The sequence below is a fragment of the Streptococcus parasuis genome (assembly GCF_021654455.1).
Taxonomy (GTDB): Bacteria; Bacillota; Bacilli; order Lactobacillales; family Streptococcaceae; genus Streptococcus; species Streptococcus parasuis.
Genome location: NZ_AP024276.1, coordinates 2,149,497 through 2,169,935 on the forward strand (window position 1 = coordinate 2,149,497; position 20,439 = coordinate 2,169,935).

Sequence of the window (20,439 nt, forward strand, 5' to 3'; positions counted from 1 at the left end):
CTCCTAGGGCAAGATGTTGCCTGCACTTTTATATATTTCGTACCATTCTGGTCGAGTCAAGGTAATCTGACTAGCTTGTGCAATCTTGGTCAGACGATCTGGATTCATGGACCCAACAATGGTTTGAATCTTTGCTGGATGACGCAAAATCCAAGCCACGACAATTGTTTCATGTGAAACATTGTATCGCTCTGCTATTTCCCCAATGGTCTGGTTTAAAAGAGCATAGTCAGGATGGTTGGCAAAAATACCTCGTTGCAAATCAATCAAGAAAGGAGACCAGGCTTGGATAGTGATTTTTTTAAGCTGGCAATAATCAATCAGCCCACCATCACGCATAGTCGCAGCATCATCTTTCATATTGACATGTAATCCAGCATCAATCAAAGGCGTGTGAGCAGGAGATAGCTGTAATTGATTAACTGCAAGCGGTTGATCGAGATAGGATTGCAATAACTCCATTTGGTAAATATTTTGGTTGCTGACGCCGAAATAATGAACCTTCCCTGCTTTTTTCAAGAGATAAAAGGCTTCTGCCACTTCCTCTGCTTCCATCAGAGCATCCGGACGGTGCAAGGCAAGAACATCCAAATATTCTGTATCCAAGCGCTTCAAAATCCCATCTACAGATTCTAAAATATAGTCTTTTGAGAAATCAAAATAGCCTTTACGAATGCCACATTTTGATTGGAGGAGCATGTCTTCACGTTTCAATCCTGCCAATTTTGCTCCCTGAGCAAAGCGAATTTCTGACTCACCACCACCATAAATATCCGCATGATCGAAAAAGTTGATTCCCTGTCCAACGACTGTATCTAACACTTTAGCAGTTTCCTGCTCTGTCAAACTAGCCATCCGCATACAGCCTAAAGCAATTCGAGAAACCTGTAAACCTGTCTGTCCTAATTCTTGCATGTATCTTCTCCTTGTAAGCGTTTTTCTTCTATTCATTATAACAGAAAAACTCAGCCGAAACTGAGTTTTAGTTAAAACCATAAATTCTTTTCGCGATTTTATAGACGGCATTGGAAATTTTTCGGCCTGGATAACCGTAAAGGTTAGTTAATTGACCAAGTAACCCTTTTCGAACGATCTTAAATAGAGATGGATTGTTATCCCGAATATAGTGCCATAATTCTTGCTTTTTCATCATATGCTCAGCTGTTCCCGCACGATTGAGAAGTGCACAGGAGATAATGGTAGTAATCTCTACGTGATTGAGTAAATAACTCCGTAAATCAGGATTATCAATTGCCTCTAAATCTAAATCATCCACTAAAATCCGATTGACTTTTAACTGCTGGTCAATTCGTTTAATCATGACGGACTCATTGACAGACTGGTCATTTCGCCCAATAAAGTAACGATAAAAATCTACTGGTAGATAGTACATGGTTTTCACAGCCTGCAAAGGGGTAAATACGAAAATATTATCCACATAGAAAGTATGCTCTGGTAGAACGAGACCGACCTCTCTTAACAACTCAGTCCTGTAAATCAAGGAATGCATCATCATGTACTGTCCCTTTGGAAAGGCACCAACATCTTCCCAGCCGAATATACGGTTCTCAGGTAGAGTGGATTGATAAGACATGGATTTTTTACGAGATTGTCCCTCTTTTTCATAAACAAAGTTGGAGATAAAGGCATCAACTGGCGTATTTTCATCTTCCAATGCCTGCAAACTCTCTAGGATCTTCAAATAGGCCCTGGTATCAACCCAGTCATCTGAATCCACGACTTTAAAGTACTTACCCTTGGCCTCACGTATCCCTGTATTTACAGCTCCGCCATGGCCCTTATTGTCCTGATAGATGGCACGTACGTTTGAAAATTGATTCTCTAGTCCCTCTGCGATTTCCTGAGTCCGATCGGTCGACCCATCGTTAATAATCAGAATTTCAACCTTGTCACCACCCATTACAAGGGAATGAACACAGTAATGAAGGTAAGCCTCCGAATTATAACTCGGAATGGCAATACTTAGTAAGGTCATCTTTCTCTCCATTTGACACAATTTGTTACTATTTTATCACATTTTCAGGAAAGTTGCTTTTGATATTTTCTTTTTGCTTGATAGGCTCTCCATAGTTGGCCTAAACCCTTGAAAAAATGGCCATTGACAATAGTTAGAATCCCTTCTACCATTGGTAAATCGAGCATGTCTCCTGTCATCTTTGCCATTGCCCTAAATGGCATATTATAAAGGAACAGCAGGTTCAAGTCAGGAGTCCCTTTTTGCTCTGCTTTTTTCAGTAAGCTAGCCAATAGTTTATGCACGCCACGTGCCAACCCACTCTTCGCAAATTGGAGTTTCAAAACTGGATCGTTTAGGCTCAATTCTTGACCAATTTTCCAGGTTTCTTCTGGAACTGGACGTCCAAGCAATTGTGCAAAATCCTGTGATGAGACAGCCTGCACTTGGGCTGTCAAATAAGTCGGAATCTGTTCTGTAGCAGGAAATTGGTCCACAGTGCCTTCTCGGGTAATCTCACCAACTAAGCGAATATCTTGACTATTTGCACCTACATACAAGAGATAATTTCCAGCCTCTACTTCAAATTGGCCTGTCTCTTTATTAAAATAACGGAACGTATAGCCCTCAAAAGGAATAAAAATCTGTTTGGACTCGCCTGCTTTTATAAATACTTTTTTGAAGCCTTTTAATTCCTTTACAGATCGGTATATCTGACTGTCTTCTTTGCCTACGTACAATTGGATAATCTCAGCCCCGTCTACCATTCCTGTATTAGTAATCGTGACGGAAATCCCTGATTCAGACACTTCTAATTGACTGTAAGAAAAATCTGTGTAAGACAATCCATAGCCAAAGGGATACTTGACAGCCTTGTCAACACTTGTAAAGTAACGGTAGCCTACATAGAGAGCTTCCTTATAGAGGGCGAAATCTCCCTCAGCAGGATAGCCCTCAGAAGACGGAACATCTGCCAACTCAACAGGATAGGTTTCGCTTAGTTTCCCTGACGGGTTGACACGACCTGTCAAGGTATCTAACATGGCTCTAGCGCCAGCTTCTCCTGATAGATAGCCGTGAAGAACTGCATCTACATCCACATCCCAATTCATATCCACAACCGAACCAGCTGATAGGACAACAACAATTTTTTTACCTGTCCCTACCAAGGCATTCAGTAAGGATAACTGGTTTTTGGGGAGACTTAGATGTTGACGATCCAAGCCCTCACTTTCACTCATTTCATCCAGCCCCATATAGTAAAGAATAAGTTCTGCTTGATTTGCAAGATTGACAGCCTTGTCGATTAGCCGCCCAAGGAAAAAAGAATTTATGACAGCTCTAACCAACTTCATCGGAGATAGCCTACTATGATCAATTTCCCTGATATTCCACGTTTCTATACTGCTCTAACAGAAAGCTTGGCCTGCCTACTGGTCTGTTCCTCACTTTTTTTGTCTGAAAAATGGTCACGCAAACAGTTCCGTATCCTCCTGATTTTCCTCATACAAATCTTACTTCAACTTGTGGCTGGCAAACTCCCTTTGCTTTTTTGGACTGTGGGAATGGGCATCAATATCGCTTGGATGTTTGTTTCCATTCGATTGCTTGGAGTTATCCACAAGAGGACTAGTCTCTATTTGACAGCAAAAGCCTTTATTATTGCCGAATTAGTAGCCTCCATTACTTGGCATCTCTACTGTTTGACGATTTATCAACAACCTGTGGATAACTTGTGGACACAAGGGTTATTTCTGTTGATAACTTCTCTACTTTCTTACTGGCTCATCTATCTACAAGATAAAAAGGTTCACTTAGAAGAATTGGATAAATTCATTGAGCAACGAGATGTGACGGTAGCTGTCTTTACAACCTTATCTATTTTTGTTCTTAGTAATATTGGTTTCATCCTCTCAGGCACGCGCCAATTTCAAGACTCGACCAGCATTTTCATCCTCCGGACAACCGTCAATCTCTCTGGTCTTCTGCTCCTATTCACCCAAGAATCTCAACAATACGATCGCTATTTACGGCAGGAGTTGACTTCTATCAATAATATGTTTCAACTTCAATACAAGCAATACCAAGCCTATCGTGAAAACAGTGAGATTCTTGACCGTAAGGTCCATGATTTAAAGCATCAACTGGCCATCATCAAGCAAGAATCGGATAAAACCAAAAAGGAACAATACCTAGAGGAAATGAGCGAGGTGATCCAGACACTTGATGCCAAGATTGAAACAGGAAATCCTGTTCTTGACACCATTTTGAGCCAAAAAAATTATTACTGTTTGCAAAATGGTATTAACTTTACCTGTATTGTTCAGGGAGAGCCCCTCCATTTTATGGATGTAATGGATATTTCAGCTCTATTTGGAAATGCCATTGACAATGCCATCGAGGCTGTGGAAAAAATAGATAACCCTGAACAACGCTTGATTACTTTAAAGGTTGCTAGCCATCAGCAATTTCTCATCATTCGATTAGATAACTACGATACTTCTTCCCTAGACCTATCCACAGGACAGCTCCCTGAAACCTCAAAAACAAATAAGGACTACCATGGATTCGGTCTTAAGAGTATGGAGTATGTTGCCAATAAATACGGTGGCAGTCTCACACTTAGCAAGGAAGATAATTGGGTGCAACTAAAAATCATTCTCCCTTTACAAGCATAGAAAAATCCCGTTTAAAGGCGGGATTTTCTTATATTCGTCATTTAGAAACCGTCACTTGCTCTACATCTCGATTTTGACTCCGTTTTATAATCACATCAAGATAGTCAGCTAAGAAACTTCTCGGTGACACTGCTTGCAAGCTCTGATAAGCCTGGCTTGGAAATACTGTCTCATCAAGCCAAGTCTGATCTAGTTTTTCACCTGAAAAATAAGCACGATTGGCTGGCACGATAAATTGTGAAATAGTCTCAGCTGTTTCTCCATCATACCATCGTTCATCGTTCAAAGCATTGTGCACCATAATATCACTGGTACTGTCAAAGACGGTTTGTAAGTAGCTTACGTGATCCTGCAAATTTGGATCACTAGGCTGGTGCTTTTCTGCCCACGAAGTCAAATCAAGTTGAGTTTTTTGATAGCGAATGCTTGTATCATCAAGGCTCAATTGGCCGATAACAGCTGGGTAAATAGAAAATGCACCATTGACCACTTCAGTATAGCTGACTTGCCCCAAGTCTTCTTTAACAATATTCTGAGAATGCGTGTGTCCAGAAAAACCAAATTGAATGCCATATTGATTGAACAAAGCCTTCAAATCGGCAGCATTATCCAAAGTATAGCCTTTTGAGAGCATGGCATGCTGCTGCAAGACATTGTGATGGACAATAGGTATCAGGCTCACTCCAGCTTCCTTGGCTGCCTGAAGTTGTACATCTATCCAATCCAAGGTCTCTTTTTTGATACGTCCATTAGTAGTCGGTGCGCCATCTCCTTGCCCACTAGCGTAGATGTTGCTATCTATCATCAGAAACCACGCATTGGAAAATGGCTTGGCCAGATAGCTCAATGAGGCTTGGTCACTACTGCTAGCTTGTTGGTAGCCGTTATCAGCAAAGAGATCTTCAAATTGCTGAGCGGTAACTTGATCCGTCACTTCCTGCTGATTTCCTTTAAAGCCTCTAGCCCATCCACTGGCAATATCATGGTTGCCAGGAATGACCAAAACCTCCGTTCCTTTTTCTTCAATCTGTGTAAAGTACTGGGCCAACTCAACCATGCTCTGTTTTTCACCGTTGAGAGACAAATCACCACTAACTAGTAGCAAAGAAGGATGCTCACGCTCTACTTGTTCAACCAGGGCCTCCATCCGCTCTTTTCCATAGCGCAAATCCTTGCCAGCAGCAGTTTTTTTAATATAGGAAAAAGCCTCTCCATTATCAAATAAATCTTGTGATAAATAATGCAAATCTGTGATAATCCAAATTTTATCTTGGTCTCTTAATTCAGCCTCGACATAGGATTGCTGACGCTGACCGGTCATAACTGACCAGACTACCATCAAACAAATTAAGGTCCCTGCCAGTAGTATTATTTTCTTCTTCATACCCTAAAAGTATACCATCTTAAAGAAAGAGCGACAAGAAAAAGGAGTTTGACAATTAATCTGTCTAACTCCTTTAGTCATTTATTATTTTTTTGCAAATCCTGCTGCTTGTTCACCAGCCTGACGACCAAATACGATGATGTCTGCTACAGCATTACCACCAATACGGTTTTGACCATGAACACCACCAGTTACTTCGCCAGCAGCATAAAGACCAGAGATTGCTGAACCATCTGTCTTCAATACTTGAGTATTGGTATTGATTTTCACACCACCCATCGTATGGTGGATACCTGGAGCAACCTTAATCGCATGATAAGAACCTGTATCCAAAGCATGATCCATACCAGATGTACGACCAAATGCCGCATCATTTTTATCCGCCACAGCCTTGTTCCAAGTATCAAGTGTTGTTTGAAGTGTTTCCGCAGGTACACCAATTTCTTTAGCCAAATCTGTAAGAGTAGCACCTGTTTTTACAAGTCCTTTTTCTTCGTATTGAGCAATCGCCTTCACACGATCTTTCAAGGCATCATCAAAGATAACATAAGCGTAGTTAGGATCTAAAGCATTAATCGCTGCTGAAACTTTATCACGAGTTTCCAACTCATTAACAAAGCGCTCCCCTTTAGAATTGACAAGGATAGCACCTTCACCACGAACTGCTTCTGTAATCAAGTAAGAGGTTTCTTGCTCTACGGTTGGGTGAATTTGGATTTGTTCCATATCAACAGTTGCTGCACCTTCTGATTCAGCAAGCGCAATACCGTCACCTGTTGAACCAGGTTGGTTAGTTGTTACATAGCCTTCAAGGGCAGGATTGAATTTTGCAACCATTTCCAAGTCTGCTCCAAAACCACCCGTAGCCAACACAACAGCTTTTGCTGAAATTTTCTTCGTTTCTCCAGCAATTTCTACCTCAACACCTGTTACGGCACCATCTTTGTCTTGCAGTTTTGTCACATCTGCATTTACAAAAATTGGTACTTCACGTTCAACAAGATTATGGTAAAGACCATTTACTAAGTAGCCACCAACAGCTGAACCATCTGCTGGGCGGTGGGTACGTTTCTCACTCATACCACCAGTTGTAGTAAGGTTGCTAAGAGTAATTCCCATTCCGTCCAACCAGTCAATTGCACTAGCAGAATGATCTACAAGGTAACGTAGTAATTCAGGATCGTTTGTACCCTTACCACCTTTAAGGGTTTCTTCATAGAATTTATCATTGGTATCAGCAATACCTTCCGCTTCTTGGAATTTAGTTTGTGAAGCGTTCATACCAGCTGATGATTTAGCTGTATTCCCACCAATTACAGGCATTTTTTCCAATAAAACAACACTAGCGCCAGCATCTTTAGCTGATATAGCAGCAGACATCCCTGCACCACCTGAACCAACGACTATAACATCATAGCTATCTTTCAACTCAGATGGATCAGTATAAACTTTCTCAGATGCACCTGATACAGCTTCTTCTGATGAAGAAGAGCTTGTTGACGATGATGATGTGGTAGTATTTTCAGTTTTACCTCCACATGCAACCAAAAATACTACAGCAAGTAGACTCATAAACAAGCCTAACAACGTTTTCTTTTTCATGATAAACCTCCAATTTTATCTGATACAACTATTATACTAGATTGTGAAATATTTTTCAATCTTATTTGAAATAATTTTCACAATGTTTATAGTTGTAAACAAAAAAATGTATGAAAAAATTGCATAATTTACTCGAAAAATTGTGCAATTTTATTTAGTTTATTCAGTTAGCAACTGCAGGAATTGCTTTATCTCATCTTGGGAAGCCTGACTTCCTTTTCTTAACAAGCCATTCAATTTTCCTGATTTAAAATGGGTTAGACTGGGTACTGTCTTCAAACCGCTTGCCTGACGAAATAAATCAATCTTCCCATCTGGATCGTTCTCACTATCAAGGTAGAAAACTGTCTTCCCCGTCTCTTCAACAGCTTGGGTCAGTTTAGGCACAAATGCTCTACAATAAGGACACGTTTCCCTCCCAATATACAGAATAAAATCATCTTGCCGATCCAATTTTTCTTCCAGTTCACTAATGGAAATAGTCTGATACGTTTTCACTGCCTGACGGTATTCCGATTCTGTTGAACTAGTGGATTGTCGGACAAGAAATACGGATGCCCCAATTCCAACAATACTAAGTAAAAGCAAAACAATATATTTACGCACGATAAATCTCCTAATCAATTGATTGTACATCCTATTTTTTAGCCACACGGTGGTAATAGGAAATACAATTCGAAAACCCTACTAATAAGTTAATTATATCAAAATTAAGTAAAAATCCTCTATCGTAGACTTGTAGTAAGGTAATGCAAAAAAATCTCATCCAATGAGCTAAAAGATTGGCTATTTTCCCTACAAACATCAATTTATACTCTGAGAAAATCAAACGTTGTTGACTTGATTTGATGAGTGTCAAGCTCCAGTGGAGCTTGACAGCCTGTTCCCTTGAAATATAAAAGGAACAGAGTTCTATCTGCATCTGAGCGAAATGAACTACGTTCGCCTTTTCCTAGCCTCCAAAGGTTCCCCGAACCTTTTTGTAGCGAACTTTGTTCGCCTTATTTCCAACCTCCAAAGGTTCCCCGAACCTTTGGAGCAAGTCAGATTTTGGTTTTCATTGAGTATTAACTCTTTTATCCAACACACACTTTTCTATCATATTCGTTGCTTTTGAAACGCTCCCTGCTTTTCGCTATGATATAATAGCTTTATAGCTACCAACAACTACTTATTGAGTAGAAATCGACTCAATTCCTTCAGCCTATACTGTGGAGAAGTTCTCCAACGTATTCGTATAGATTGTAAGGAGCATTTTCAATCAAGAGAGGAAATAAAGTGCTGCGTAGAAATGTAAAAGCCAGGATGGTCAAGTCGATTGGGTGGGAAAATGAAATAATGGAAGTAGAATATGTGTCTGGTCTGATTCATCAATACAAAGATGTATCTGAGGCGGACTACATTCGCTCTCTAATTGGTGCCATTGACAAAAAAGTGAGGCGGATAGGGAAAACCCATGCATTCATCCGAGTGAGTGAATAAACTCTTAGCTTTGGGACATTATGTGGACCTGGATACCAAAGACCTACAATATAGACTTGGCTATGTCAGTCCGGCCAGGATATTTAATACGAACAATTAATCTATTGGAGAAGGGAAAACTCCGTCTCGTTTTACGAAACAGCACTCCCCCCTCTCTAGGGAGAGCAAAAAGGTAAGCAAACCCAGAAATCAACGTTTTAAGAGAAAGCAAAAAGCCCACTGTTGTAGGCTTTCTGTAAGATATTTCTTAAAATTAAAGCATTTTGTTGTAGAATTCTACGACAAGGGCTTCGTTGATTTCTGGGTTGATTTCATCGCGTTCTGGCAAGCGAGTTAATGAACCTTCAAGTTTGTCAGCATCGAATGATACGAAAGCTGGACGACCAAGAGTTGCTTCAACTGCTTCGCGGATAGCTGGAACGTTCAATGATTTTTCACGAACTGAGATTACTTGACCAACTTCAACGCGGAATGATGGGATATCAACACGTTTACCATCAACAAGGATATGACCGTGGTTTACAAATTGACGAGCTTGACGACGAGTAGTTGCTAAACCAAGACGGTAAACAACGTTGTCCAAACGACGTTCCAAAAGGAGCATGAAGTTGAAACCAACTGTACCTTGTTTGATTTTAGTAGCTTGTACGAACAAGTTACGGAATTGTTTTTCGCCTAAACCGTAAGAGAAGCGCAATTTTTGTTTTTCAGCCAATTGCAAACCGTATTCTGACAATTTAGAACGGTTGTTTGGTCCGTGTTGACCTGGTACGTAGTTACGACGTGCCAATTCTTTACCTGTACCTGTCAATGACAAGCCAAGACGACGAGCTTGTTTCCAAGATGGTCCTGTATAACGTGACATGTGTTATGTCCTCCTAAAATAATTATTATTGTAGGAAATAACGTTTTAAGCAAACCTGATTCGTGCAGGAGGCCTTCATCGAAACAGCAACGATTACTCTTCTTGCTGACCTTCTGTTGACGAGCTTCATTTTGCCCTGCTGTTATTTCGCACAAAGATTAGTATAGCACAAAAAAAAGGCTCTGTAAAGCCTTATGACTATTCTTTTCTTCTATAAAATAAAAAACATCTGAAACTCTAAGGTTTCAGATGTTCCTAAATTTTAGTTTCTGAGTTTACCATGAGTGTCTTGCCAACCTTACGCAGAGCATTCCCTCGTTCCTATATTTTGAACTAGTCCTGAATAAAGGCGACAATCTCTTCTGAAGAAATACGTCCATGAATGTCAAGCTGCTCAATAATTTCTTTATCCTGAAAACGCAACAATTGAGGAATTGAATCCAATTTATATCTATCCACAAAAGCATATAAATCATCTGATTTTTCTTCTGTGTCCATATAATAAACAGATGATACATCAATTGACTGTAACTGACTTACAAAATCCCTACAATAAGGACAGCTTTCTCGACCAACATAAAGCACCACTGATGCATTCCTTTCCAGAACAAGGGCATACTCTTTTGGTGTCACCATTCTCATCTTATTTGTAATTATTTTATAAGTAGAAGTGTTTTCAGTTATCTGTGCCTGTTCCCTAATAAAATCTTGATTGACATATTGCTCCTCTTGACCCTTAAAGATATAAAACAAGAGTAAACCACTCAATATAGCTAAAATCGTATAGACACACCATTTTAGCTTTGTTCTTTGTATCAATGAGGTGCAGGCAATATAAATTAACGTGCTTAAAACAGCTAACGAAAGGAAAAAGTATACCGAACGTATTTGATTAAATAGTAAACTAACAAGGATACTAAAAATAGTAAACCACAAACAATTCAGCCATTCTGTTCTCATGCTTTGGACAAGTCTTCTCATAACAACCCCCACTAAAACATTTTAAATATTATGACAAGCATATACTGTATTCCATAATGCCAGGGGAATTGTGGCAGGTTTCGCTATTGTTAATGGTAGCGCATAGGCGTGGAGCAGGCAATTCCATTGCTTCATTGTTAGACTAACCTGAGCACCTCTTGGCCGCCCATTACCTGTGTTACTAGTGGGGCAATAATAATTAAAACCTAGACGAACCAATGTAGCACAGTCACCTCTATCAAAAGTCACGTAGTCACCAGTATCATCAACAAGAGTTAAATCAGCCAAGCTCTCATTAGTATGCCCACCAACCATTTCTATATTTTCAAATACATCGTTCTGCGTTATCATCACATCCGCAGATACAGTTGGTATTGTCAAAAAGAATCCAGCAACAAGAGTCAACAAAGTTATCAAAAACAATTGTTTTTTCATAATGACACCTCTTCTCCATATCGCAAAAAAGCAACAGACAACACTTATGCGATATGTACACTGGACTCACACCTTTCTTTATTGCTTTGTATTCGTTTTCATTTTATGTCTTTTTATACAATTTGTCAAATAAAAACATGTAAAAAAAGGGGGGGCAACTCTTTTAATCCAAATAATGAATCAATATCTTTTCTGTCAAAATGTCTGAATAAGTATAAGATTCTACGAAGGTATTGTTGGGATCTTCAAATTCAACGATAAAGAGAGACTGATAAACCTCTACAATACGTCCTTGTTTATTCTTTTCTCGCTTTCGACCATTTTCAAGGGTTAATTCAACAACTTGACCCTCATGCTCTTTGATATCTTGCTTGATTTGCTTCATCTTGGCAACATCTGTAAATGCATCACTCATTCTCTATCCATCCTCTCTCTTGGAAATACTTGCAAATTTATTATATTCTTTTTGGAACATTAGTTCCACAGTACCACGCGCACCGGAACGGTTTTTTTCTATGATAACTTCAACCGTATTGTTTGGAATGCCGCCATCTTCTTGCTCTCCGCGTTCATAATAATCATCACGATACAAGAAGGCAACGATATCCGCATCCTGCTCAATAGACCCTGACTCACGGATATCAGACAAGACAGGACGTTTATCTTGACGTTGCTCCACACCACGAGATAACTGACTGAGGGCAATAACTGGAACTTTTAATTCCTTGGCTAGAATTTTCAATTGTCGAGAAATCTCTGAAACTTCTTGTTGACGGTTTTCTCGACCGGTTCCTGTAATCAATTGGAGATAGTCAATCAAAATCAAACCTAAATTCCCTGTCTCCTGCGCCAATTTACGAGAACGCGAGCGAATTTCGGTAATCTTGATACCTGGAGTATCATCAATATAGATACTTGCTCGAGCCAAATTAGCTTGAGCCACCATGTACTTGTTCCATTCCTCTTGCGTTAGGTGACCCGTACGAATAGCCCTCGAATTGATAACTCCCTCAGAAGCGAGCATACGGTCAACCAAGCTTTCTGCACCCATCTCCAAAGAGAAGATAGCAACTGTCAAGCCCAGTTTTGTACCGATATTTTGTGCAATATTGAGAGCAAATGCCGTCTTACCAACCGCAGGACGAGCCGCAAGAATAATCAACTCTTCCTCATGCAAACCCGTTGTCATGGCATCGAGGGCAGGATAGCCAGTCGCGATACCTGTAATATCGGATGTCTGTTTGGCGCGTGTTTCTAAGTTATCAAAGTTGATATTTAGAACGTCGTCAATTCTCTTAAAGCCACTCCGACTTGCTCCCTCACTGACATCAATTAAAGCTTTTTCAGCATTAGCAATAATGTCATCTGAGCCATCTGCTCCTTCATAGGCTTGATTGACTGCATCCGTCAAACGGGCAATCAACTTGCGAAGATTCGATTTCTCCGCAACAATCTTGGCATAGAATTCCGCATTGGCTGCTGTCGGTACAGAACTGATGACTTCCGCCAAATAAGCCAAGCCACCAATATTTTCCAAATCACCATGGTTGACAAGATAGTTGCGCATGGTTGTCGCATCAATTGCCTCATTCCTGTCAGAAAGGGCAATCATCGCTTTAAAAATTAACTTGTGGGCATGTTTGAAAAAGTCTTCCGTCTCAATATACTCGCGGACAAAAACAAGCTTTCCTTCATCAAGAAAAATCGCGCCTAAAACGGACTGCTCCGCTAAAATATCCTGAGGTTGTACTCGTAATTCTTCTAACTCTGCCAAGACCTCACCTCCTCACTGGCTAAGTAGTGTCCTAGGCTTCTTTGATGCTCAATTGAATAAGACCTATTACATCTTGATAAATTTTAACAGGAACTTCAATCAAACCAATCGCACGAATAGGGTGATCTAATTGAATATGACGTTTGTCAATCTTGATTCCAAATTGTTTATCCAATTCTTCTGCAATCTTCTTGCTTGTAATAGAACCAAATGTACGTCCATCTGGACCAACTTTTTCAACAAAGGTCACCAAGGTCGTTTCTTCAGCCAATTTAGCTTTAATACTTTCAGCCTCTGCCATCATCTCCGCATGAGCTTTTTCTTTTGATTTTTCTTGGCCACGAAGTGCGCTAATTGCTTGATTTGTAGCTTCTTTTGCCAAGTTTTTTTTGATCAAGAAATTTTGAGCATAACCCGTTGGAACTTCCTTGATTTCGCCCTTTTTTCCTTGTCCTTTAACATCTGCTAAAAAGATTACTTTCATCTTCTAACTCCTTAACTGTCTTTTATTTCTTCCCGTACTATCGTAGTGAGTGTTTCACAAACCTCTTCTATCGTTTGATCATACACTTGGGCAGCAGCTAAATTAAAGTGACCGCCTCCGCCCATTTCTTCCATAATCCGTTGAACATTGACTTTGCTGTGACTTCTCGCAGAAATTGCCACATATCCTTTGATATTTTTTGTGAGTACAAATACTGCTTCAATCCCTGCCATATCTAAAATAGTATTGGCTGCTTTACTTGGGATTATATTGTCATAGTCTTTCGTCTCATCAGCACAAACAATAACCACATGTGGTTCAACTTTTTGCCCTCGTAAAATTAACTCATTAATCTGACGATATTCTTCAAAGTCTGTCGCAGAAATTTGTTGAATTTCCAAACTATCACTGCCACGTGTACGTAAATAACTAGCTACGTCAAATGTACGACTGGTCACGCGTGACGTGAAATTCTTGGTATCCAGCATAATACCCGCCATCAAAAGGCTTGATTGAAGTCTATTTAACTTATGGTGTTTATCATTCTGGAACTGAATGAGCTCCGTTACCAACTCACTTGCAGAGCTTGCTCCACTTTCGATATAGGTCAGAATCGCATTATCTGGAAAATCCGTATCCCTACGATGGTGATCCACAACAACCACTTGATTAAACTTCTCAAATAGTTTTTGTGACAAGGTCAATCCAATTTTAGAATGGTCTACCATAATGAGTAAGGACTCATAAGTGACTAATTTTAGTGCTTCATCAATCGTGAATAAATTAGAGCAATTTTCTTCCGACAATTTCTTCACAGCACGTTCAATATCTGGTGCCATTTCATCTGGATTATACACGGTATAGGCATTATTCATAATATTTTGTGCAAAATATTGCATCCCTACTGCTGATCCGAGTGCATCCATGTCTAAATTACGATGTCCTACAACAAAAACGGCATCAACTGATTTCAGTTTGTCGGATACAGCCGTCATCATGGCCCGTGTCCGTGTTCGTGTTCGTTTGACTGACGAAGCTGAACCGCCTCCAAAGAACAGCGGCTGCTTGCTTTCATCATTTTCCTTGACAACAACTTGGTCGCCACCACGAACTTCAGCCATATTTAAATTTTGAAGTGCTGCTTGTCCTATTTGATGGTGATTCTCATTACCAAAAGCAATCCCCATACTTAAAGTCAAACCCAACTCCAATTTTTTTGCTTCTTCTCGGAACTTATCAATAACTGAGAATTTATTCTCAATCAATTTCTCTAGAACTGCATAATCTGTAAAGAAATAAAATCGATCCATTGTTCCACGGCGGTAATAAATACCGTACTCGTGGCAAAAATCTGAAACAAATTGAGCTAAGAATGAATTTACTTGGCTAATCTGTGAGTCGGTCACTGAATTTTCTAACTCATCATAGTTGTCAACAGAAATAATGCCAATAACCGGTCTGCTGCCAATTAAGCTATTTGTTGCTGTGTATTCTGTGGACGCATCAAAAAAATAGAACAATCCTTGATCAAAGTCAACATTTACAGTGTACCTTTTGCCTGAAAAATTTGCATAGGTCCGCTCTTCATCCAATCCCACATCAATGATTTCTCGGAGTTTTTTTTCATCAAACTCCCCATTTTCTTTTGCAAATATTAGTTCTGCAAATGGATTAAACCATTCAACCTGATTGCTGTCAGTTTTTACTTTAATAACACCGATTGGCATTTTATCTAACAGCTTCATTAATCCAGAATTTGCCTGAGTATTTAAATACTCAATCTGCTCCAACTCACTAAATTCATATGAATACTTCTGGTATACAAATAAAGATACGAGTAAGACGAGACTTAAGAAGAGTGCAAAAACCGTAACGATGCCCATTGGAAACATTCGATGGAGAACTGCAACCAAACCAAATAATATCACACCTATCATGACAAAATGAATTGTCGAAAAACGAAACTTTTTCATCATTAACCTCTGCCTGCCATTTTACCATAAAATGCAAGAAAATTCTAGTTTTGGTACCACCTGCTTAAAAGAAAAAGATAAGCACTAAAGGCTATCTTTCTTCTTATTTTTCGCAATAGAGCGACTGCGTCCTTCTAAATATACCATTAGGATGGAAATATCTGCGGGATTGACGCCTGAAATCCGACTTGCCTGTCCAATTGTTTCTGGGGAAATCAGCTTAAATTTTTGACGAGCCTCGGTTGCAATCGAATCAATATCATCCCAGTCTATATCTGCTGGAATTCGTTTTTCTTCCATGCGTTTCATCTTATCAACTTGATCCATGGCCTTAGCAATGTATCCCTCATACTTGACTTCCGTTTCAATCAACTCAATTGTTTTTGCATCTAAGTCCTCTGCCGCAGGGCCAATAAATGCAACAACATCAGCATACGTTACATCAGGTCGACGCATAAATTCCTTTGCAGTCAGTGCATCAGTTAAAGGTTTAAAGCCCATTGCAACAACTTTTTCATTGGTTTCTTTGATTGGCTTGAGTTTGATAGACTCTAAACGTTTCATTTCGTTATCAAATTGATTTTTGTGGATTTGGAAGACCTGCCAGCGTTCATCGTCTACCAGTCCAACCTGACGACCAATTTCTGTCAAGCGCATATCGGCATTATCATGACGCAAAATCAAGCGGTATTCAGCCCGACTGGTCAAGAGACGATAAGGCTCAACAGTACCCTTAGTCACTAGGTCATCAATCATGACCCCAATATAGCCATCGCTTCGTTTCAAAATCAATTCTGGTTTATCCTGTACCTTGAGGGCCGCATTAATACCAGCAATAATCCCTTGGCCTGCTGCCTCTTCGTAGCCTGATGTTCCGTTTGTTTGTCCTGCTGTAAAAAGCCCTGAAATCTTTTTGGTTTCCAATGTAGCGCGCAACTGATGAGGCATAACCATGTCATACTCAATTGCATAACCTGTTCGCATCATTTGAGCATTTTCCAATCCTTTGATTGAATGAACCAACTCTCTTTGAACATCCTCAGGTAAACTAGTCGACAACCCTTGGACATAAATTTCATCTGTGTGACGACCTTCTGGCTCTAAGAAAAGCTGGTGGCGTTCCTTGTCGGCAAAACGTACAATCTTGTCCTCGATAGATGGACAATAACGTGGACCAATCCCCTTGACAATACCTGAAAACATGGGTGCTCGGTGAAGATTACTGTTGATAATCTCATGGCTGGTCGCATTGGTATAGGTCAACCAACAAGGAATTTGGTCTTGTAAGTAATCCTCATCCTTTGACAAGAATGAAAAGTGGTTTGGTTTTTCATCACCTGGTTGAATTTCTGTCTCCTCGTAGTTTATAGTACGAGCATTCACACGTGGTGGTGTCCCTGTCTTGAAACGACCAATTTCAAGTCCCAATTCTTTCAGATTATCCGCCAGCGTGATAGAAGCTAGGCTATTGTTAGGACCTGACGAATACTTGAGATCTCCAATGATGATTTCACCACGTAGGGCAGTACCAGTCGTTACCACGACTGCTGTTGCTGAATATTTCTGATTAGTAGCAGTACGAACACCTACAACCTTACCATCTTCGACCAAAATCTCATCAATCATGGTTTGACGCAGGGTCAAATTTTCTTGACGCTCCACCGTCCGCTTCATTTCCGCTGCATATTCTGCTTTATCAGCCTGAGCCCGTAAAGCACGAACAGCTGGTCCCTTTCCGGTATTGAGCATTTTCATCTGAATATAGGTTTTGTCAATGTTTCGGCCCATTTCACCACCCAAGGCATCAATTTCCCTTACCACAATCCCCTTGGCAGAGCCACCAATAGATGGATTGCAGGGCATAAATGCCACCATATCCAAGTTAATCGTCGCAAGCAAGGTCTTACAACCCATCCGACTAGCTGCCAAGCCCGCTTCTACACCAGCATGCCCCGCTCCAATTACGATGACATCATAGTTTTCTGTAAATGTGTGTGTCATATTTATTTCTCCTTTACATTCATGATATGTTCGACTTGTCCATCCCAGTTTGGCAATTCTCGAGCCAGAAAAGCTGGTACAACATCTAGGTTTACAAGGCTGTCAATTTCAATCCATTCACAAGGTTGCTTCAACTTCGCTTCTATCATTTCATCAGGTAGTGTCCCTATAGGATCAACGATGAAATGGAACTCTATATTGTGAAAAGCTATGCCCCCGTGTATAAATTGATTTTCAACGACAAAAGCCAGTTGGTTGACACGACTGTCAACCCCTAATTCTTCTTTGACTTCTCGAACAACCGCATCTTGCGCAGTTTCGTTGACTGCAATCGCACCGCCGATGGTATAGTAACACCCCTTAGCGTCCTTGGTGAGAAATATTTTCCCATCTTTTATTATCAATGCAGAGGCACGGACACCGAAAATTTGATTGTCAACTCTGGTTCTGAAATCCATCTTCTCTCCCCAATCACAAAAAATAGCCAAAACTCTCGAAAATTGCAGGACAAAAAGCCTACAATTCCCATGAGCTTTGACCATCATGATAATTGTTACTCTTATTCTATCAAAAGATTTGTAGAATTTCAAATCTGGTGTTACGTTAACGTTTCAATATATTCTAAGCCCCAAGCCTCAACAGCATCCAGCACCGAACGAAATTTTTCACCCATTTCAGTCAAGCTGTACTCTACACGAGGGGGGACTTCTGCATAGACCGTGCGACTAATAATGCGATCCTCCTCCAATTGTCTAAGGTGCCTTGTTAACATGGTTTGAGTAATACCTGGAATTAGTCGCTGTAATTCATTGAAGCGTTTCGTTCCTGTACTGAGTTGGTAGATAATCACCAATCCCCACTTACCAGTCAAGACTTTTTGCGTTGTTGCAAAAGGACAAATACCATATTCACTAACTTTTTTCAAAAAACTTCTCCTTTATTTATCACAATAGTATCACTTTTGATACCAACAAATGCAAAAGTACCTACTTGCATAATTGACTACTTCCACTATAATTGTACTATATCAAAAAAATTGGAGGACATCAAATGTCAACAAACTTGGAAATTTTTAATGCCTATAACAATGCTCTCATCGCTGGTGATTTTGCAGCTCTTTTTGAAACTATGGCAGATGACATTATCTGGCATCAACCCGGAAATCATTCAACATCTGGTGCTAAAATTGGTAAAGAAGTACTCGGAGCACATCTAGCAACTTTCGCCGAAAAAACAAATGGAACTTTCAAAGTAGTGACAAACTGGGTGTCAGATAATGATACTCTTGTTGCCGCTAACGTAACATTCCTCGGTACTAGAACAGATGGTGAAGAACTAAACATGAATGGCATCGATCTTTTCCGTATGGAAGATGGCAAAATCAAGGAAGTTTGGCTCTTCTCAGCCGACCAAAAAGCCGAAGATGCTTTCTGGGGATAAGATAAAAAGCTCAGCACGAGAGTGCTAAGCTTTTATTTTTGATTAAATATACTGACAAGCCTCTCCGTCTTTATAGGCCATATCAATCATACCACCGCCAAGACATTCTTGTCCGTCATAGAAAACAACGGCTTGTCCTGGTGTGATGGCTCGTTGTGGCTCTGCAAAGATAACTTCTGCCTTGTCACCTTTTACCTTGACAGTTACTTGACTGTCTGGTTGACGATAGCGGAACTTAGCTGTGCATTCCAGCGTGAATTCTTCCGGCATATCACGTGTAAAGTGAACTTGACTAGCCTGTAAAGAAGTTGACATCAAGGACTCATGATAGAAACCTTGTCCGACATAGAGGATATTTTTCGACAGGTCTTTTCCGACAACAAACCAAGGCTCATTGTCTCCACCGATTTGTCCGCCGATACCAAGCCCGCCCCGCTGACCAATGGTATAGTACATGAGGCCTGTATGCTCTCCCATATCACGACCGTCAACGGTCATCATCCGACCGGGTTGGGCTGGCAAATACTGCCCTAAGAATTCTTTGAAGTTCTTTTCACCGATAAAACAGATACCTGTCGAGTCTTTTTTCTTAGCTGTCGCCAAACCTGCTCGCTCTGCTATTTCCCTTACCTGAGGCTTTTGTAAATGGCCGAGCGGAAACATGGTTTTCTGCAGTTGTTCCTGTGATAGTTGGCTAAGGAAGTAGGTCTGATCCTTGCCATTGTCTGCCCCGCGCAGCATATGAACGGTACCGTCTTCATCACGTGTTACTTGAGCATAGTGCCCCGTCGCTACATAATCTGCTCCCAAATTCATGGCGTAATCCAAGAAAGCTTTAAACTTAATCTCCTTGTTACACATGACATCTGGATTGGGTGTACGACCTGCACGATATTCTGCAAGGAAATATTCAAACACACGGTCCCAATACTCTTTTTCAAAGTTGACAGAGTAATAAGGAATGCCGATTTGGTCTGCCACCGCAGCCACATCTTTGTAATCTTCTGTTGCTGTACAGAAGCCATTTTCGTCCGTGTCGTCCCAGTTTTTCATGAAGATGCCGATGACATCGTAGCCCTGCTCCTTGAGCAAGAGAGCCGTAACCGATGAATCCACACCACCACTCATACCGACAACAACACGGGTTTTAGAATTGTCTATTGACATAATCTTCTCCCATCAATTGTGATACTCAGACTCAATCCGAGTTCAATTTCAACTTAGACTTGAAGGGTCTAGTTTTATCCAAAACGATTGAAGGTCGATTTGAACAATTTGTATTATATCATATAAGATGGGACATAGATAGAATTTTGATATAAAAGCCCATGCATCTAAGCATATTCTCGTAAATGAATTTTTGAT

At 40.3% G+C, this 20,439-nt stretch carries 20 protein-coding genes; 3 read left to right on the forward strand and 17 right to left on the reverse strand.

The window, feature by feature from the left end:
- Positions 1-3: 3 nt before the first annotated feature.
- The 3 genes from L6410_RS10755 to L6410_RS10765 all read right to left on the reverse strand — a co-directional run bounded on the left by L6410_RS10755 (position 4) and on the right by L6410_RS10765 (position 3,330).
- Complete coding sequence (locus L6410_RS10755) at positions 4-915, reverse strand: aldo/keto reductase (RefSeq protein ID WP_024391313.1); 912 nt, start codon at positions 913-915, stop codon at positions 4-6.
- A 67-nt stretch (positions 916-982) separates the two neighbouring features.
- Complete coding sequence (locus L6410_RS10760; RefSeq protein WP_160864094.1) at positions 983-1,996, reverse strand: glycosyltransferase family 2 protein; 1,014 nt, start codon at positions 1,994-1,996, stop codon at positions 983-985.
- Between the two features lie 44 nt (positions 1,997-2,040).
- Positions 2,041-3,330 carry a glycoside hydrolase family 3 C-terminal domain-containing protein gene (locus L6410_RS10765; protein ID WP_237395510.1) on the reverse strand — a complete coding sequence of 430 codons (1,290 nt, stop codon included), beginning with the start codon at positions 3,328-3,330 and terminating at the stop codon, positions 2,041-2,043.
- A 15-nt stretch (positions 3,331-3,345) separates the two neighbouring features.
- On the opposite strand from L6410_RS10765, the gene L6410_RS10770 reads away from it, so the two are divergent.
- Complete coding sequence (locus L6410_RS10770) at positions 3,346-4,653, forward strand: sensor histidine kinase (RefSeq protein WP_336512754.1); 1,308 nt, start codon at positions 3,346-3,348, stop codon at positions 4,651-4,653.
- A gap of 37 nt (positions 4,654-4,690) precedes the next feature.
- On the opposite strand, the gene L6410_RS10775 is transcribed toward L6410_RS10770, so the two are convergent.
- From L6410_RS10775 to L6410_RS10785, 3 genes are all read right to left on the reverse strand, one after another.
- Entirely contained in the window at positions 4,691-6,037 is a 1,347-nt protein-coding gene (locus L6410_RS10775; protein WP_237395515.1) for a metallophosphoesterase, read from the reverse strand.
- Between the two features lie 84 nt (positions 6,038-6,121).
- Positions 6,122-7,639, reverse strand: coding sequence for a flavocytochrome c (locus L6410_RS10780; RefSeq protein WP_024391322.1), 1,518 nt, complete (start codon positions 7,637-7,639; stop codon positions 6,122-6,124).
- Positions 7,640-7,798: 159 nt separating this feature from the next.
- Positions 7,799-8,245 (reverse strand): DUF6568 family protein, encoded by a 447-nt coding sequence (locus L6410_RS10785; protein ID WP_237395516.1) that lies wholly within the window; start codon positions 8,243-8,245, stop codon positions 7,799-7,801.
- Between the two features lie 732 nt (positions 8,246-8,977).
- Here L6410_RS10785 and L6410_RS10790 point away from each other — a divergent pair.
- Complete coding sequence (locus tag L6410_RS10790; protein WP_172085040.1) at positions 8,978-9,121, forward strand: hypothetical protein; 144 nt, start codon at positions 8,978-8,980, stop codon at positions 9,119-9,121.
- A gap of 253 nt (positions 9,122-9,374) precedes the next feature.
- Here L6410_RS10790 and rpsD read toward each other — a convergent pair whose 3' ends face one another.
- The 10 genes from rpsD to L6410_RS10840 form a co-directional block, all read right to left on the reverse strand.
- Positions 9,375-9,986: a 30S ribosomal protein S4 gene (gene rpsD / locus L6410_RS10795; RefSeq protein ID WP_024391326.1), complete on the reverse strand. Its 612-nt coding sequence runs from the start codon at positions 9,984-9,986 to the stop codon at positions 9,375-9,377.
- Between the two features lie 333 nt (positions 9,987-10,319).
- Positions 10,320-10,967 (reverse strand): thioredoxin family protein, encoded by a 648-nt coding sequence (locus tag L6410_RS10800; RefSeq protein ID WP_172019382.1) that lies wholly within the window; start codon positions 10,965-10,967, stop codon positions 10,320-10,322.
- Between the two features lie 21 nt (positions 10,968-10,988).
- A complete protein-coding gene (locus L6410_RS10805) occupies positions 10,989-11,402 on the reverse strand; it encodes a hypothetical protein (protein WP_172019381.1) in 414 nt (137 codons plus the stop codon).
- A gap of 163 nt (positions 11,403-11,565) precedes the next feature.
- A complete protein-coding gene (locus L6410_RS10810) occupies positions 11,566-11,817 on the reverse strand; it encodes a Veg family protein (protein WP_024391327.1) in 252 nt (83 codons plus the stop codon).
- 3 nt (positions 11,818-11,820) lie between these two features.
- Entirely contained in the window at positions 11,821-13,176 is a 1,356-nt protein-coding gene (gene dnaB / locus L6410_RS10815; protein WP_237395517.1) for a replicative DNA helicase, read from the reverse strand.
- 31 nt (positions 13,177-13,207) lie between these two features.
- Positions 13,208-13,660 (reverse strand): 50S ribosomal protein L9, encoded by a 453-nt coding sequence (gene rplI, locus L6410_RS10820; protein WP_024397257.1) that lies wholly within the window; start codon positions 13,658-13,660, stop codon positions 13,208-13,210.
- A gap of 11 nt (positions 13,661-13,671) precedes the next feature.
- The gene (locus L6410_RS10825) at positions 13,672-15,633 is read right to left on the reverse strand and encodes a GGDEF domain-containing protein (RefSeq protein WP_237396798.1); all 1,962 of its coding nucleotides are present in this window, start codon (positions 15,631-15,633) and stop codon (positions 13,672-13,674) included.
- A gap of 84 nt (positions 15,634-15,717) precedes the next feature.
- The gene (gene mnmG / locus L6410_RS10830; RefSeq protein ID WP_237395519.1) at positions 15,718-17,634 is read right to left on the reverse strand and encodes a tRNA uridine-5-carboxymethylaminomethyl(34) synthesis enzyme MnmG; all 1,917 of its coding nucleotides are present in this window, start codon (positions 17,632-17,634) and stop codon (positions 15,718-15,720) included.
- A gap of 2 nt (positions 17,635-17,636) precedes the next feature.
- Positions 17,637-18,092: an NUDIX hydrolase gene (locus L6410_RS10835; RefSeq protein WP_237395521.1), complete on the reverse strand. Its 456-nt coding sequence runs from the start codon at positions 18,090-18,092 to the stop codon at positions 17,637-17,639.
- A gap of 140 nt (positions 18,093-18,232) precedes the next feature.
- Entirely contained in the window at positions 18,233-18,559 is a 327-nt protein-coding gene (locus L6410_RS10840) for a winged helix-turn-helix transcriptional regulator (protein WP_002938209.1), read from the reverse strand.
- Positions 18,560-18,684: 125 nt separating this feature from the next.
- On the opposite strand from L6410_RS10840, the gene L6410_RS10845 reads away from it, so the two are divergent.
- Entirely contained in the window at positions 18,685-19,074 is a 390-nt protein-coding gene (locus L6410_RS10845; RefSeq protein WP_002941856.1) for a nuclear transport factor 2 family protein, read from the forward strand.
- 42 nt (positions 19,075-19,116) lie between these two features.
- On the opposite strand, the gene mnmA is transcribed toward L6410_RS10845, so the two are convergent.
- Positions 19,117-20,241 carry a tRNA 2-thiouridine(34) synthase MnmA gene (mnmA, locus tag L6410_RS10850; protein ID WP_012028041.1) on the reverse strand — a complete coding sequence of 375 codons (1,125 nt, stop codon included), beginning with the start codon at positions 20,239-20,241 and terminating at the stop codon, positions 19,117-19,119.
- Between the last annotated feature and the right edge of the window lie 198 nt (positions 20,242-20,439).